Raw genomic sequence first — 17,066 nt, 5'->3', positions numbered from 1 at the left:
ATGGTTCTACATGAGTATTTTATGTGTATTATATCTAAAAAGTTTTAGTTATGATTTGAGAAGAGGAAACCTGTGTAGGTCTCCCCTCTTGGATTCTTCCCGGAGAGGGAGGATTAAAAGTGGTAGTTCACACCTATAGTAAACGCATCGACATCTGTCTGTAGTGCGCCATTAAATAGGATACCATCCATATCATTTGCAAGCCAAGCGTAGTCAGCAAAGAGAGAGACGTTTTCCGTAACCATATAACTCGCACCTAACCCCCATTGGAACCCAGTGTCATCAACATCTGCAATACGACCATCTATTCCGTCTACAGTAACTCCTCCATATCCAAGAAGTGCATAAACACTGAAGTCTTCAGTTACAGGGTATTGCGGTTTCACAAATATACTCCATCCACTCATCTCAACGCTGTGTTCATGGGTGAAAGAAGTGGTATATCTACCCTCCGCAGCAATGTATTCATTAAAGTTATAACCTGCGACTAAAGAGACATTTCCCAGTCTGTCTTGAAATCTTGAATCACCACCCCAATCCACCGAAAAATCCGCATCCCGCACAGAAACAGCAGTCAGTCCTAGCCCTGCATAAAACCCACTCAACTCTTCAACCACAGGTATTGCAACCACTGGTTCTTCAACAGGCGCAACCTCTTTCATGCCTCCACCGGCAAACACCAAACTGCTCATCGCTGCAACTGTACATACTGAAAGTACTATCTTTTTCATAATATCCCCTTGTTTTTATAATTTTCACCTATTATAACATTTTTAATCTTAAATAATATAAATTTGATCTTTTATGGCTTATGTACGAACTCCGGTACTATATCCTTCAGCTTTCTAAGTTTATCTTCCGTCCGGATCAACTCTTCGATATCCTGATCAAGCCTATCGATATTGTAGTCGGTCCGCTTGGCAACGGTGACAGATTCATATCTGGTACTGCATTCCGTATCATCGATCAGCAGCTCTTCATAGAGTTTTTCTCCCGGACGCAGTCCGGTAAACTCTATAGTGATATCATCATGCCCTGAAAGATCGATCATTTTTTGAGCCAGATCCACGATCTTCACAGGCTCTCCCATATCGAGGATAAAGATCTCCCCACCTGTTCCGATCGCTCCTGCCTGGAGTACCAGTTCGCATGCTTCTGGTATCAACATGAAGTACCTTGTAATATCGGGATGCGTTACAGTAATATTCTGCCCTTTTTCGATCTGCGCCCTGAATTTGGGAATGACAGATCCACTGCTTCCCAATACATTACCAAACCGTACAGCAACGATATCTGTTTCATAACTGAAGGAGTTCTGTGCGTAAAGTTCACAGATCCTTTTGGTCGCTCCCATGACATTGGTAGGACGTACCGCTTTGTCTGTAGAGATCAAAATGCACTTTTCCACACCATGGCTGATAGCCGTATCTATGAGATTTTTGGTTCCAATAATATTATTGATGATCCCCTCTTCAATGTTCGCCTCCACCATAGGTACATGTTTATAGGCTGCAGCATGGATGACGATCTGTGGCTGATAGCGATCAAATGTTTTTCCCAGATTTTTCCTATTCACGACAGACTGAAGCACAACTACAAGCTCCATATTGTCAGAGTTTTCCAATTCCTGCTCAATACTATAAAGGTTATATTCACTATTATCGATCAGGATCAGTTTCCGGACACCGAACTGTACGCACTGCCTTGCGATCTCACTTCCTATGCTTCCCCCCGCACCGGTGATCAAGACAACTTTCCCTTTCAGAAATGCGGATATTGCTTCTTTATCCAGATCTTTCGGATGGCGCGCCATCAAGTCTGCAACCGAAAGGTTTTTCAATTGACTCGCAAAATCCTTCTCTCTGAGTATCTCATCGAGTGTGGGAAGTATCTTTATCTCTATAAAATGGTCACCCAGGTTCTTGTAGATCTCTTTTATCCTCTTTTGCGGTGCACTCGGCATGGCGATGACAAGTAGATCATAGCGCCTATCGTTGTCAATCTTTCTTTTCAGCTTCTTTTTGGAGAGAACCCGAACACCATCTATGGATCTTTTTTGCATTCCCCTGTCATCATCAACAAAGTATTTGACTTTATACTCACTGTCCCTGAACTCTTCTTCGAGTTTGATCCCTGCCTTGCCTGCACCGTATATCACGACAGTTTTTGTCTTCTCTACACGACTTCTGTTGATAAGAAAATAGTAGAAATAGACCAGAAAATTGAGTATGAACAGATAGCTCAAGAGCTCCGATACCATCAGCGAAAAACTGACAACTTGATAATAAAAAGGCATATAAGCCATAAATGCCAAGATATAGACTACGCTTTTCAGTAGAAATGTTTTAGCTGAAGATTTCGACCAGGAGAGAGAATAGTCTTCAAATAAGATCAGCGAGGCAAGCATACGCACCGATACGACTACCAGCACCAGTTCCAGATCGAAAGCATGATGAAAGATAAAAAAAGTCCACCAAAATGTACCAAAGGTCAACAGAATGATCACTAAAAAATTTGCTATTCTTTTGTCTAGAAAAGGTAAAATGGGAGAGCCTTCATTGTTATAAGTTGATAATTTATCTTAGTCTTAATTATAATATAAAATTGCTTTGTAAGTTAAGTGAAAAACGTGAAACGTGAAACGTGAAACGTGAAACGTGAAACGTGAAACGTGTGAAGGGTTAAGAAAGAGAGAGTAGATTTTTTGTATAATAAATTTACTCTAAAAATGCTACTTTGCAACCACGATACGTGAAGTTGCTGTGTGGCAACTGTGATATGTAAAGGGAAGTGAAAATGGTGAAGACACATAAAGATTTGGATGTTTGGAAACAGAGTATTCAACTGGTAAAGCAGATCTATAAGATTACTCAGATATTTCCAAAACATGAGATTTATGGTCTAACCAATCAAATAAGACGTGCTGCCGTTTCAGTACCTTCAAATATCGCTGAAGGAGCGGGTAGGAACAGTGATAAAGAATTTATCCAATTTTTACATATATCTCTTGGCTCCTTAGCAGAAGTAGAAACACAACTTATCATTAGCATGGAAATTGGCTACGTCAATAATATTAATACGCCAGTAAATGAGATAAATAATATCCAGAAAATGCTAAACGGTCTCATCAAACATATTAAAAATCGACAAAAAAATCAATATGCAAAATAAATCTTATCACGTATCACAGTCACAAAGTGACTTCTCACGTATCACAACGGAGCCTCCTCTCAATGCTGATCTTCACTTTCTTATTACTTGCTGTCAAACCAACCTATCAAAAGAGGACATAGAATTCATTCACTCTTATCTTAACGCTGAACGCTTAGAGCTGAATGCTTTGATCGGCTTAGCCAATCAACACGGCATCCTGCCTCTAGTCTACAAAACCATAAAAAAACTCTCTGAAGACAGTTTTTTACATGATACGAAACCATCCACAAATCACGTATCACCTATTACCTATCACGAAATTTTGTCTGCTTTCAAGCAACAATATTTACTTATTGCTCAAAGAAACATATTAATGTCAGCAGAATTGATTCGCATCATCCAGCTTTTAGAGAAAAATTCTATCGAAACCCTTGCCTTCAAAGGTCCTACCCTGTCACAGATGGCGTATGGAGACATTACACTTCGGCAGTATGTAGATCTAGATGTTTTGGTGAAAAAAGAAGATATCTACAAGATCGATGCCCTCCTGAAAGATCGTGGGTACCAGCGGTTTTTAGAGATAACACCTGTTCAAGAACAAGTCTATATGCAGTATGCACATGATCTGGGTCTCTACCATCCTAAAAGTGGTGTCCATTTTGAGATGCACTGGTCACTGATGGATGAAGACTATCCGATGCAGATCGATCTGGATGCCATCTGGGAAGATCCTCAAACTGTTAAGATCAATCAGCAGGAGATAAGAACATTTCCGACTGAAGAGCTGCTCCTCTATCTCTGCATACACGGTTCCAAACATCTCTGGGAGCGGATAGAGTGGATCAAAGATATCGATCTGATGATCCGAACACAGGATATAGACTGGGAGAAGGTCATAAAAGAAGCAGAGAGTTCTAGATTTGAAACGATGTTCTATCTGGGTCTTTCATTGACAATGCAGTTGTTTGAAACACCCCTGCCGGAAAACATAACAAAACATATTTCAGCTATGAAAGTACTGCAACCCCTCTCAATCTTTATACTGCAAAACTGGCAGACACCTAAAACTGCCTTCCAGAAAACAGCCGCTATGCTCAAACTTTTTCCAGGTCTGAAAGAGCGGTTGATCTACCTGAACAAGATCCTCATTAAACCTTCATTCAACGAATACTGGTATATCGATTTCCCCAAAGGCTTCTATTGGCTCTACTATTTCCTTCGCCCCTACCTTCTGATCAAGAAGTATTTTAGCACTACATCCTAAATCACATGCAACGTTTTTAATATTAATTTAAAATCATTCAGAAAAGAGATATTATCGATATACTGATTATAGAGTTTGATTTTTTCAGGCAGTACGATATCTATGTAGGCTGTTTCTTTATCTTCATACTGATTCATAATCTTTTCTTCGTCTCTGTACTCGATGGCAGCATTATCTGTGATCCCAGGTTTCACGCTTAAAACTTTTTTATAGTCCTCTTTTTTAATATCGACGAATTTTTGTACTTCAGGTCTGGGCCCAACCAGGCTCATATCGCCCTTTAGTACATTTAACAGTTGTGGCAATTCGTCTATTTTGGTTCTTCTGATGATCTTTCCGACTTTTGTGATTCGGGGATCATCACCGCTTGTTACACTTGGACCAACCTTGTCTGCATTAACAATCATAGATCGAAATTTATACAATTTGAATGGTTGAAAATCTTTACCTACTCTTGTTTGTACATAAAACAGGGGTCCTTTGGAGCTCAGCTTGATCCAGATCGATATGATTATGATGATGGGCAGGAGAATAAGCCCTCCTATTGCAGTGGCTACGATATCGAACACTCTTTTACCAAAGGACTTATACACTATGTAATACTTTCTTAACTTTTTTGATGACATAATCTACTTCTTCGTCACTCATATCCGGATATATAGGCAAAGATAAAGATTTTTCAAATACTCTGTTTGCTATTGGATAGTTTTCATTTTTATAGCCATATTTGTCTTTATAGTAGGGGTGTTTATGGATAGGTATGAAATGGACACTGCACCCCACTCCTATCTCTTTCAGTTTCTCTATCACTTCATCTCTGTGATCAATCTTGATCACATACAGATGCCATGAAGTCGTTCTGCCTTCTTTGACAAAAGGTCGTATGATATTTTTATCATCTTTGAATGCTTCATCATATCGACTTGCGATGCTAGCTCTTTTTTCTCTCAGTTCATCCTGTTTTTTTAGCTGAACCAAACCTAAGGCTGCATTAATATCTGTCGTATTGTATTTATTGCCATTATCTACTATTTCATAATACCAGGCACCTTTTGTGGTATATCTATCCCAGGCATCACGACTTATGCCATGAAGCCTATTGATCTTCATACTTTTAGCATAGTCAGGATTATTGGTAGTTGCCATACCTCCTTCCCCAGTCGAGAGTGTTTTAGTGGCATAGAAACTGAAACAGGTGATATCACTCTTTTCCAAATTCCCGATCTTTACACCTTTATAGCTGCTCGGTATCGCATGAGCAGCATCTTCGATAATATGTAGATCATATTTCTCAGCTATTTCATAAATCTCATCCATATCACAAGGCTGTCCGGCAAAGTGTACAGGGATGATCGCCTTTGTTTTATCTGTGATCAAAGCCTCTATTTTAGAGACATCCATGTTATGCGTATCTACTTCGATATCGCATAAAACTGGAATAGCATCAAAATAGGTTACCACTTCGGCAGTTGCTACAAAGGTATTGGTAGGAACGATAACTTCATCACCTCTTTTAAGCCCTATGGCTTTCAGTGCGAGATGCAGAGCTGCCGTGGCACTATTCATGCTGACCGCTTCACTGGAACCGATATACTCTTTGAATCTGTTTTCAAATTCTACAGTTTTTGGCCCCATTGTAAGCCAGCCTGATTTGATAGCTTCTATTGCGGCATTAAGTTCTACCTCTGTGGTATGTGTTTTATGAAATGGTATTTGCATCATCTTTCCTCTTATTCTTGTTTATCCACTTTTCTATGATTTCTCTATCAAAATAATTTTTTTGCACGATTTCATCGTGAAAATATTTTTCATCCATGTCCAAAACATTACCCGTTACTACAGCAGGATTTCCAGTAACAATCGAAAAATCCGGAATCGATTTTACCACAACCGAACCAGCTTTTATTAAGCACCCTTTTCCAATTGTCACTCCAGGAAATATTACCGAGGATGTTCCGATAAAAGAGTACTCCCCTATTACAACCTTGCCATCAACATAGCCAATCCGCTCATCACTTTGCAAATAATTTTCCCCCAATAATCTAATGGATATATGGCTGCTATGCGAAAATATACTTACAAAGGGGCCCGTTTGGACACCTTTACCAATTTCTATACCATTCGATGCATCCAATAGACAATAATGTCCTATCCATACATTGTCTTCAATATCAAGCCGTCCCGTAGAAAGAATTTTAGTGCTTGAGCTGATCCTTGTTAACTTCATAAATCGCTTTTGCACTTTATTATGAAATCCATAGACCATAAAAGGTTGTTGCACAAAAGCAAGAATATTTTGAATCAATGAAATGACATAACCCAACGGTGATAGATAAATTTTTTTAAGCATCACACTACCTCTCTTTTAGTATCCAGGATAATCATCATAAGTTTAGACAGATTATGTTTTCGTGAAAGGTGTTCTTTCGCATAGCTAAAACTTTTCTCACCCATCTTTGACAATTCATCGCAGCTCTTTTGAGATATTTCACGCATGCAGTGTATCAATTTCTGTTCATCTTCAGGTTCTACCACATAGCCACAATCATTATCCTGAATGAGATCTGCAGGTTCACTATCTGTATCGATTGAGGCGATGATCGGTTTTGCTGAAAGCATATAGGCTGTCAATTTTGACGGCAAAGCAGTCTTCGCCACACCTCTTTTTAATGGAAGCATTAGGACATCGGCTTTTGCCTGCATACCAGGAACTTCATTTCCGGACACCTCATAAAACTGTATCTCTTTGTCGTGATAACCTTGAGCTATTGCCATGCATTTTTCTTTGTCTGACCCACCACCGGCTATAATCAGCCTGGCATCTTTTAAATCAGACTTTCCAAAAGCATGAATCAACAGATCAACACCGGCAGTAGGGCTTATACTCCCAAGATACATAAAAGTAAATAACTCATTTTTCTGTGATTGATTTTTATCTTTAAAATTGATGAAAATATCATCATCCTGCCAATTTCGGACCACAGATATTTTATCTTCTTTAAGATGCCGACTCTCGATAAGATAATCTCTCATTTTATAAGAAATCGTAACTATCTTTGTAGAATTTTTCAATATTTTCTCATCTATAGGGAGAAGCAGTTTATTGATCAACAGACCTACAAATGGAAGTTTTTCACTAATTGACTCAGGGTAAATGTCCTGGATATGAAGAACCAAAGGTATATTGTATTTGGATGCACTCTCTGTCAAATATTTCTGAGCAAACAGTGGCCAGGTATTTGCATAAATGACCTCTATTTTTTGATGATTTTCTTCGATATATTTTTTGGTAGCAACTCCCAAACTATAACTCTCTTTAATTCTACCCAACAATTTGGATTCAGGGCAAGTATAAGTATCTAATACGATATGTTCAAAAGGATACTCTTTTGACATTATATCTTTATCAAAAGTCATCCCAAAAGGTCTCGTCGGTGGAGGTGAGATCACTACGACTTTTTCCTCTGCAGCAAGTGCATTGGCGATATCAAACGATAAGTTTGCAGAGACAACAGGTTCAGGAGGGAATACAGCAGTTACAATTAAAATCATAGATCAGCTTTTTTTCCAAACAGTACGGTTAATATAGTCCGTATAAGAAAGAATGATCCGCAATACTTTATCTGAAACATTTGGCATACTGTAATCAGCCACAGCTCTTAAGGTATCAGGGGTCTGAGTTTCAAGTACTTGTAATCCCTGTAAGATACGCTCTTTATCCAGTCCAACCATCATAACAGATGCTTCTTCCATTGCCTCTGGACGTTCATGTGCCTCTCGGATGTTAAGTGCCGGAAATTTCAATATAGATGATTCTTCACTGATCGTTCCGCTGTCACTTAGAACAGCTTTTGCATCCATCTGCAACTTAACATAGTCATTGAATCCGAGAGGTTTCATAAGCTTGATCAATGGGTTGAAAGTTACCCCTTTCTCTTCGATCTTATTACGAGTTCTGGGATGGGTTGAGACGATGATCGGCATCTTATAGATCTCTGCCATTGCATTGAGTGTTTCTACTAAGGCATCAAAGGTTCTATCACTCCCAATATTCTCTTCTCTATGTGCAGAGACGACAAAGTATTTTCCTTTTTCCAAAGAGAGATCATCAACAATGTTTGAAGCCATGATGTCACCCAGTTTACTGGTGATGACTTCATACATCGGACTACCAGTCTTTATGATGCGATCTGCCGGTAATCCTTCTCTCAAAAGGTACTCCCTGGCAATGTCACTGTAGGTCATATTTATATCAGAGATATGGTCTACTATCTTACGATTTGTCTCTTCCGGTACCCTCTGGTCAAAACATCGGTTACCTGCTTCCATATGGAAGATAGGAATTTGCCGTTTTTTAGCAGGAATAGCACAAAGGCAACTATTAGTATCACCCAAGACTAAGAAGGCATCAGGCTTTATCTCTTCAAGCAAAGGGTCAACCTTGATGATAATATTACCGATGGTCTCTGCAGCAGTACCTAATGCAGCATTAAGAAAGTAGTCTGGTTTACGTAATCCAAAGTCTTTAAAAAAGACTTCATTCAGTTCATAATCATAATTCTGTCCTGTATGGACAATGATCTGTTCTATAGCTTCAGACTCATCTAACTTTTTGATAACGGATGAGAGTCGAATGATCTCAGGTCGTGTACCAACAACAGTCATTACTTTTAATTTACGCATTTCACACCTTTAAAAAATATGTATCTGGATTATCTCTATCTAAAGCCTCATTTGCCCAGAGTAGCAGTACCATTTCACTGTCACCTGTGTTGGTGATATCATGGGTATAACCGGGGATCATCTCAACCACTTCCATCTTTTTGTCACTGACTTTATACTCTACAACATCATCCCCGTGGATCTGACGATGCTTGATGCTCGCTTCTCCCTTGATCACAAGGAACTTTTCATTTTTGCTATTATGATAGTGGTTTCCTCTCGTGATGCCTGGAGCTGTCGTAGATATGGAGAACTGTCCACTGTCAAGGGTCTTCACAAACTCATAAAAGGTACCACGTTCATCTTCATAACCTTTGAGTTCATAAGAGAAACGATCCGTAGGTAGAAAACTCAGATACGTTGCATAAAGTGCTCTTTCAAATCCTCTTCCAACTCTTGGGACTATCAGACTCTTTCTACTCTCTTTAAAGGAGACAAGAAGATTATGTATCTCACCAAGAGTTTTTCTGTAGACTGGTGAAACCTCACCATAAACCACACCTTCTTTACCGTTTTCATCAAGATGGCGAACAAAATGCTCTACTACATCATCTATATAGACGAGATCCAGCTCTACACTCTCATCATTTATCTGTATCGGTAAGTCATGCGTACTGTTATGGCACCAGGTAGCGATGACTGTATTATAATTAGGCCGTGACCATTTACCAAATACATTGGGGAGTCGGTAGATGTAGACTGTTGAGCCACTCTCTTTTGCATAAGCTTCTAAGGCTGCTTCACCACCAAGTTTGCTTTTTCCATAGTCGTTGTCTCTTTCTACTTGTGTAGATGAGCTCATCAAAATAGGGATCTTTCTACCACTTTGCTTTGCCGCTTCTACAAGCTTTTGCGTCAGGTCACGATTTCCTTCATAAAATTCCTCTGGATTTTCAGGACGGTTCACTCCTGCAAGATGAAAGATAAAGTCTGCTTTAGCAACTTTTGAAGCAAGCGTATCTACCGAATCATCTTTATCAAAGGTATCTACCTCTATACCTTCTACACGACTCAGTCTTTCTAAAAGGTTTTTACCTATAAAGCCATTACTTCCCGTTACAAGTACCTGCATTTAGATGACTCCAAATTCTTTCAGATCATCTTTGATCTCTCGGAGTTCTAACAGCATCTGTTTCAGCTCATTTTCATCAAGTCGATGAGTATTATGTGAGTGGTACTCATGTGCCTGAGTAACTACTTCTTCTCCATCTTCAAAGTACTGATCATAATTCAAGTCTCTTGTATCAGCCGGGATGCGGTAATACTCTCCCATGTCAACAGCTTTAACCATCTCTTCTTTAGTCAGTAGTGTCTCATAAAGTTTTTCTCCATGGCGTGTTCCGATTACAGAGACTTTATGTTCTGGTTTATTAAGCATATTTTTCAAAGTATGTGTCAATAGTTCTATCGTCGCTGCAGGCGCTTTCTGGACGAAGATATCACCATTATGCCCATTTTTAAAAGCAAAGAGCACCAGTTCTACGGCTTGATCAAGACTCATCATGAAACGGGTCATAGCCGGATCGGTGATTGTGATCTCTTTACCATTTCGTATCTGGTCTATAAAGAGTGGTATGACTGATCCCCGTGAAGCCATGACATTACCGTAACGTGTACAGGCTATCATAATGTCATTATCATCAAGGTTGCGTGACTTTGCTACAGCGACTCTCTCCATCATAGCTTTTGAAACTCCCATAGCATTTATCGGATACACTGCTTTATCTGTACTGAGGACTATGACTTTTTTAATCCCGGCATCTATAGCTTCATAAAGTACATTCTCTGTACCGATGACATTGGTCTTTACTGCCTGCATAGGGTAAAACTCACATGAAGGTACTTGCTTAAGTGCTGCTGCATGAAACACAAAATCCACACCTCTCATCGCATCTTTTATGGAGTTAGTATCTCGTACATCTCCAAGATAGAATTTCAGCTTGGGATTGTTATACTGCTTGCGCATATCATCCTGCTTTTTCTCATCACGAGAAAAGATACGGATCTCTTTTATGTCTGTGTCTAAAAATCTTCTCAAGACAGCATTCCCAAATGAACCTGTCCCTCCAGTGATTAGTAGTGTTTTATTTTTGAACATTTTTTATTCCTCACCTATTTGCAATTTTACTATTTTTTCACATAAAGCTATATATTTTTCTGCTCGTGATCTCGCCGTTTCAAATTCTTTCACTCTCTTTTTTCCTTTTTCTATAAGCTCTTTTTGCAATTCTTTATCCTCTATAAGTTTCTTGATTTTTTTGGCAATATCTTTTGGATCTAACGGATCAAAATAGAGTGCTGCATCTTGACAGACATCTGTTGCAAAAGAATAATTGGATGTTAAAATGGGCTTTCCCATTTTCATGGCTTCAGGATAAGATGCACTAAAAACCTCTAATAAAGTTGGTAAGAATAGTGCATCACACTGACCATAAAGGGAAGGGCATGATTTTTGTTTCACTGGACCAAGATTTAATACCTGCTTGTCATTATTCCGAAATAAAGAAGTAAAACTATTATCATCTATTGTTAATACAAATTTTATCTTGTAGCCTTCTAATAGAGGCAATACTTTATTAATGATTTTGAGATTTTTGTGTGGATTATTATGTGTTATAAGCAACAATCTAAACTCATCTGCTTCTTTAGTTGGAAGTTCTATAAAATTAGGATTTTTTCTAGATAAATATTTTGGATCATCAAAAGTAGAACTATAGCTATTTCCAACTACTGAAATTTTATTTTTTGCTATTCCAAGAACTTTAGATAATCTCTCTTTGCCATCATTTGTTTCAATAATATAATCCGAAGCATCCCGTTTTGCATAATACGAAACATACTCTACCCACAAATGCATTTTAACGCGTGCAAATAGCTCAAGTTCATCGTAGGCAACTGAATCTTTTTGTAAAACCCACGGTACAGCAAAGCCCATAATATGCTTAGATTTTGGCTTCCAATAACTTGGCCCGAAAACAGAAAACACAACATCTGGCTCTATCTGCTCTTCCAAACTATTTAATTTTGCAACAATCTCTTTTCTTGTTTTCAAAGATGCCGGTGATTTATCTATGAGATAAAATTCAAAGTTATCTGGAAACTCTTTTTGATCAATTTGCGCATTGACTTCTTTTGAAAGGAAAATATAGTATTCATGATCTTTATCCATATATTTCAATTCATTGATGAAAGAGAGTGCTACTTGTACACCGCCACCACCATTGAGATTTGAAGTGTTAATAATGATTTTCATAAAATCTTCCTTTTTTTCCTATTTATAACTCACTCAACAATCTGCTTTCAAGCATTGTCATTTATTTAATCTTTTTAAACTAACTTCAGCATTATTTATCATATTTTCTATATTAAGATATCTTTTAGCAAAAATTCGGGTTTTTTCTTGCAACTCTTCAAGTTCATTTTTAGAAATATTTTTAATAAAAAAAATGATATCTTCAACATTTTTTCCGATGAAACCATTAATACCATGTCGAAGATAACTGTATTCAACACCCTGCAAAATATCTTGACTTCGCTCAAGTGTTAATACAGGCTTACCGAATGCCATGGCTTCAACTATTGACAAACCAATCCATGCAGGCTGAAAATATATATCTGACATACAGAACAACTCGTTTTTTTTCTTTAGATCATAAATAGAGCCAAAATCATATACATTTTTATAAATAGAAAAATCAGGCTTATATTCACCCTCACCAATAATAATAAAGCCAATATCTTTATTTTCTACTTCTTGAATTAACTCAAGCATAAGATCTATTCTTCTATTTGCCGTAAATCTTGCACAATAAATCAAATTTAATTTGGTATGTACTTTATACTTTTTCTTCGTTAGCTCTTTATCTGGTTTAGGTATATTCAAAATAGGTTCTATATCAATAGTATTATTTAGAGCAGTTATTTTCTTTTTATCAATATATTTCGACCATATTTCTTTTTCTTTTTCCGTATACAGCCAGATATGATCTGCTAATTTATGAAATAAAACCCTTATTGATAAAAGTTTTTTTTCCTCTTTTAAATATCTTTCATTGCTAATACCATGTCCCCATAATATAATCTTCCTGGAAGATACTTTTCCAATTAGAAGCAATAACCATGTTGAAATAGATCGAATTTCACCGGGCAATATCAGCACTTTATATTTAGGATTTAGCAATGGTATAAAGTTATAAATCAAAATACTAGAAAATTGAAAAGAGTTTAAATACTTATATCTAAAAATAGAATTTTCAAATTTATCTTTTTCAATATCTTTTTGCTTTTTGTAAATATATAAATCTATGTCAAAAGCTTTATTTAACCCCTTGAAAAATTCTTCTCGATAATGAGGGATTAAAGGCTGTAAAATTCCAATTCTCATAAGTTCTCTCCATAGCTAAAAATACGATAAATTTGAACATTAAATATCATAAAATATGCAATTATTAATAAAATTACTACCATTCTCTCATACTTTTTGGTTGAATAATAAACGGTACTGGCCATGACGATTGGAAAACATATCATTAAGTAAGTCAATGCTCTACCAATTACTTCAACAGATAAAAATATATTATTTAGAATTACCGCTATAAAAAAAAGAACAAAATAAATTGTGAGTTTTGGTTGTTTTTTTAAAACTTCTTCACTTTTATAAAGGATAAAAAAAACTGTAATTATTGTTAATATAATTCCTAAGCCACTGCTTGTCCTCTTTTCTTGAGCTGTGAAAGAGTCTGAGTCAAGATAGAATAAATAACTTGATAAGACCTCAACCTTTGAGCTTATAAATACAATCAATTGACTCATTTGATTTAAAAACCATTCGTTTCCTATGAAAAAAATAGATAAGACATACAAAATGAAAAATAATTTTCGATTAAACTTTATTTTTGATAGTAGATAAATAGGCAACATGATTAACACAGACAGGTGAAACAAAGAAGCTATCAAAATAGAAGATATATAGTAAATAGGGTTTCTTTCAATAATAAATTTAATTGAATAAAAAAATATCACTATAGCTATTGACTGCCTTAATCCACTCATTGTCCAAAAGAAGTAATGAACCATAAAGAAAAAGAACATAAGAGGCAATAAGAATTGAAATTTATATGAGCCCTTAATAAAAAAATACCATGTTAATCCGGCTACAAATCCAAAAAATATACCTGATGGCACACCTAGTTTCCCAAACCATAAGTTGAGATAATTCCATCCTATCTCTCTTCCTAATGAGTAATTAGGAAAACTTCCATAATCAAGTATATTATTATAAAAATCCAGATAACTATGGTAGTCTGTACCTACAAAAGATTCTCTCATTCCAGCAACAGTAGCAACTGCTAAAATAATAAAAGCAAGTCTTTTATTCCATCTAAAGCTATCAGTTTCACTTTTTAATGAAACGATACTTTTATGATTTATTATTTTTCCTGCCGGAAGAAAAACCATTAATAACAAAAGAATGTTATATGTTAAAAAAGCAGCAATTAATATCATTTATTGGGAACCTTCCTAAATAGCTCAATATACTTATGGCTAACTTCTTTCCAATGCAATTGCTTTACAAGCTCTTTTGCTGAATTAGTATAATTTTGAATATCGTCGCCACTTAAGCCTTTCAGTACCTCTAATATATCATCGTTTATTGTAGCAGCATCACTAAAAATTGCACTTTTTCTATCTGCAAAAAAACCATCAATACCACTCCCTTTATGTCCTATGCATAAACAACCTGCAGCAGTAGCTTCCAAATAAACCCTGCCTAGTGTCTCGGGAATGCTTGGCATAATAAAAACATTTGCAACTTGTAAATATTTGATTACTTCATCTTTTTCAAGCCAGCCAGTGAATTTTATTTCTTTTTCCATTTGTAAGTCTCTAACAAGCTTTTCTAAATATAACTTTTCCGGTCCATCGCCAATTATTATATATTCAAAATCATAACCCATTTCTTTTGCAGATTTTAATGAATTAATAACCATGTCTATATTCTTCAATTTTAGTAGCCTGGCCACAGTAACAAACTTTGCTTTTGAAAAGTCTTTTTCTTTATCATAAAAATATTCTTCATCTACACCATGTGGAAATAGAGAAATATTGTGATTACGCTTTTTTAAAAAATTAAAACTAGTAGGACTTGGAGTAATACATATATTCGCATTTGTCATTATGTCATTTATAATCTTTGAATTATAAATCTCTTCATTCAATTGCCCTCTAAATACATGTATATGAGGAATAGTATACTTTTTGCTTAAATAATTTGCTACAACTCCATCGGCAATATTATTCTGTGAAATAATTAGATCAAATGTCTTTATCTCTTCCCCAAGCATATTTTCTACTTTCTTCAAATTCAATAGCTTATTAAATATAAGTAAATTTTTATCGATTACGAATTTACTTGTTGGTAATCTAAACCAAGGAAAGATAATAGTTTTATATCCTCCGGCTATAGTTTCTCTGAGTTTAATATACTTATTATATTTTGCCCAAATTGGCTTGATCTTTGCGAGTAAAAAATTCGAATAAGGAATACTTTTTAAAAATACAAATTCAATTGAGTCGTCAATTTTATTAATCTCTTGCTGAATTTTTATAGCTATGTCATTTTCTCGTTTTAAACCATCAAGAGGAAGGATTTCACATATATTTAGTATTTTCATGCGAATATTCCTTTCATATACTTAAAAAACCTATAACTATAACTATATACAAGAGGATATTTTGTGATTAGTGGAAAACTTAAATTATCATATTTATTTATCAAGTTTACAGTATTTTTTTCCAATAGTAACAATTCACTTTCTACAAAAGCTTTTTCTACTCCATCTTTATTTCCCATCCAATCCAAGTTTTTAGTCGCATACTCTCGTGTTTTATTTTTATATTCTTGCAACTTGTCTTTATTATTTAAAAAGTATTCCATTTGCTTGGCAAGGTCATCCACATTTACTTCACACATTGGCCAATAATAACCATCACCCCTACAATAATATTTCTTTACTGAAGCAGCCTTTGATGGCTCAACAATAAATTCATTCATTGGTGCATTATCAACCGTAATGATAGGTAAGCCGGAAGATTGAGCTTCAGCAATTGTTAAGCCTATACCTTCCAACCTGGATGGATATACATACACATCTCCTTTGTAATAAAGTCCGGGTGCTGTGACAGTTTCTTCAATTATTTCTAGTTTGTTTTTTTGTATTAAGTTATTCATTAATTTGACATGCATAGGTAAGGTTTTCTCAAGGCTAGATTGTGAGTGAATTATTAAAGTACTTTCAGGATATCTATCAGAAATTTTTGCAAATGCTTCTATGACAAAGTCTGTTCCTTTACGAAACGGACTCATTCCTGCCGAATGAAAAAAAACGAAATTATCATTTTTATTTTTTTTCTCTTCATCTATTACTTTTGGAGCAAACAAACTTGTATCTGTTCCCCATGGAATATAATAACACTGTTTATGCCAGGAAAATGCGGAATAATGTCTTTTGGTATTGCAAATTAAAAAATCATAAGCATTAAATAGTTCCAGTGTTCTATCTGTATAGTAATCTATATAAGCACCCGTTTTTATTCCCCATTTTTTACATAGAACTACAGACTGCCACCAACTTTGTTCATTAAACAAGATTGTTTCAATTTGGTTTCTTTCAATCCATTTTTTAAAATCTTCTTCATCAATGTATGTTCCTGTAATTGGCATCGTATATTTCTTAGCCCAATAAACATTAGCTGTATTCCATTTTGAATCTTCTTCAGCATATGTTTCTCCGCCTCTTGCATAAATATAAACTTCATGTTCATCTTCTAAAAGCTCTTCATATTGTTTTGAAACATATGCTGCACCACGTTCAAACCATGTAGTTACAATACCTATTTTCATGTATTTCCTTTTTTCATGTATTAC

General features: G+C 35.9%; 16 protein-coding genes. 2 read left to right on the top strand and 14 right to left on the bottom strand.

The features are described 5' to 3' along the window. Nucleotides 1–113 precede the first annotated feature (113 nt). The gene (locus tag ACLHDG_RS01230; RefSeq protein ID WP_415407174.1) at nt 114–731 is read right to left on the bottom strand and encodes an outer membrane protein; all 618 of its coding nucleotides are present in this window, start codon (nt 729–731) and stop codon (nt 114–116) included. Between the two features lie 71 nt (nt 732–802). Beyond that, nucleotides 803–2,506: a polysaccharide biosynthesis protein gene (locus ACLHDG_RS01225; protein ID WP_415407173.1), complete on the bottom strand. Its 1,704-nt coding sequence runs from the start codon at nt 2,504–2,506 to the stop codon at nt 803–805. 290 nt (nt 2,507–2,796) lie between these two features. On the opposite strand from ACLHDG_RS01225, the gene ACLHDG_RS01220 reads away from it, so the two are divergent. Then, complete coding sequence (locus tag ACLHDG_RS01220) at nt 2,797–3,171, top strand: four helix bundle protein (protein WP_415407172.1); 375 nt, start codon at nt 2,797–2,799, stop codon at nt 3,169–3,171. Further along, entirely contained in the window at nt 3,161–4,417 is a 1,257-nt protein-coding gene (locus ACLHDG_RS01215) for a nucleotidyltransferase family protein (RefSeq protein WP_415407171.1), read from the top strand. Before ACLHDG_RS01220 ends, ACLHDG_RS01215 begins: the two co-directional genes overlap by 11 nt. Here ACLHDG_RS01215 and ACLHDG_RS01210 read toward each other — a convergent pair. The 12 genes from ACLHDG_RS01210 to ACLHDG_RS01155 are packed head-to-tail and all read right to left on the bottom strand — an operon-like array spanning nt 4,414 to nt 17,042. Beyond that, nucleotides 4,414–5,043, bottom strand: a complete 630-nt coding sequence (locus ACLHDG_RS01210; RefSeq protein ID WP_415407170.1) for a sugar transferase — start codon at nt 5,041–5,043, stop codon at nt 4,414–4,416. The two genes, ACLHDG_RS01215 and ACLHDG_RS01210, sit on opposite strands and share 4 nt — an antisense overlap. After that, nucleotides 5,003–6,136, bottom strand: coding sequence for a DegT/DnrJ/EryC1/StrS family aminotransferase (locus ACLHDG_RS01205; protein ID WP_415407169.1), 1,134 nt, complete (start codon nt 6,134–6,136; stop codon nt 5,003–5,005). Before ACLHDG_RS01205 ends, ACLHDG_RS01210 begins: the two co-directional genes overlap by 41 nt. After that, entirely contained in the window at nt 6,117–6,767 is a 651-nt protein-coding gene (locus ACLHDG_RS01200) for an acyltransferase (protein ID WP_415407168.1), read from the bottom strand. The genes ACLHDG_RS01205 and ACLHDG_RS01200 overlap by 20 nt, the downstream gene beginning before the upstream one ends. After that, a complete protein-coding gene (locus ACLHDG_RS01195) occupies nt 6,767–7,969 on the bottom strand; it encodes a glycosyltransferase family 4 protein (protein WP_415407167.1) in 1,203 nt (400 codons plus the stop codon). The genes ACLHDG_RS01200 and ACLHDG_RS01195 overlap by 1 nt, the downstream gene beginning before the upstream one ends. Before the next feature lie 3 nt (nt 7,970–7,972). Further along, complete coding sequence (gene wecB, locus ACLHDG_RS01190) at nt 7,973–9,100, bottom strand: non-hydrolyzing UDP-N-acetylglucosamine 2-epimerase (protein ID WP_415407166.1); 1,128 nt, start codon at nt 9,098–9,100, stop codon at nt 7,973–7,975. Between the two features lies 1 nt (nt 9,101). Beyond that, nucleotides 9,102–10,211: a UDP-2-acetamido-2,6-beta-L-arabino-hexul-4-ose reductase gene (gene wbjC / locus ACLHDG_RS01185; RefSeq protein ID WP_415407165.1), complete on the bottom strand. Its 1,110-nt coding sequence runs from the start codon at nt 10,209–10,211 to the stop codon at nt 9,102–9,104. Next, nucleotides 10,212–11,237, bottom strand: coding sequence for a polysaccharide biosynthesis protein (locus ACLHDG_RS01180; RefSeq protein ID WP_415407164.1), 1,026 nt, complete (start codon nt 11,235–11,237; stop codon nt 10,212–10,214). Between the two features lie 3 nt (nt 11,238–11,240). Continuing rightward, nucleotides 11,241–12,392, bottom strand: a complete 1,152-nt coding sequence (locus ACLHDG_RS01175) for a glycosyltransferase (protein ID WP_415407163.1) — start codon at nt 12,390–12,392, stop codon at nt 11,241–11,243. A 57-nt stretch (nt 12,393–12,449) separates the two neighbouring features. Then, nucleotides 12,450–13,523, bottom strand: a complete 1,074-nt coding sequence (locus ACLHDG_RS01170; RefSeq protein WP_415407162.1) for a glycosyltransferase — start codon at nt 13,521–13,523, stop codon at nt 12,450–12,452. Further along, the gene (locus tag ACLHDG_RS01165) at nt 13,520–14,644 is read right to left on the bottom strand and encodes an EpsG family protein (protein WP_415407161.1); all 1,125 of its coding nucleotides are present in this window, start codon (nt 14,642–14,644) and stop codon (nt 13,520–13,522) included. Before ACLHDG_RS01165 ends, ACLHDG_RS01170 begins: the two co-directional genes overlap by 4 nt. Beyond that, on the bottom strand, nt 14,641–15,813 hold the full coding sequence (locus ACLHDG_RS01160) for a glycosyltransferase (RefSeq protein ID WP_415407160.1): 1,173 nt from the start codon (nt 15,811–15,813) through the stop codon (nt 14,641–14,643). Before ACLHDG_RS01160 ends, ACLHDG_RS01165 begins: the two co-directional genes overlap by 4 nt. Next, on the bottom strand, nt 15,810–17,042 hold the full coding sequence (locus ACLHDG_RS01155) for a glycosyltransferase family 4 protein (protein ID WP_415407159.1): 1,233 nt from the start codon (nt 17,040–17,042) through the stop codon (nt 15,810–15,812). Before ACLHDG_RS01155 ends, ACLHDG_RS01160 begins: the two co-directional genes overlap by 4 nt. Between the last annotated feature and the right edge of the window lie 24 nt (nt 17,043–17,066).

It is taken from the genome of Sulfurovum iocasae (assembly GCF_047716765.1).
Lineage (GTDB): Bacteria > Campylobacterota > Campylobacteria > Campylobacterales > Sulfurovaceae > Sulfurovum.
Note: the sequence above shows the minus strand (reverse complement) of the source record. Positions and strands in the feature narration are given on the sequence as shown.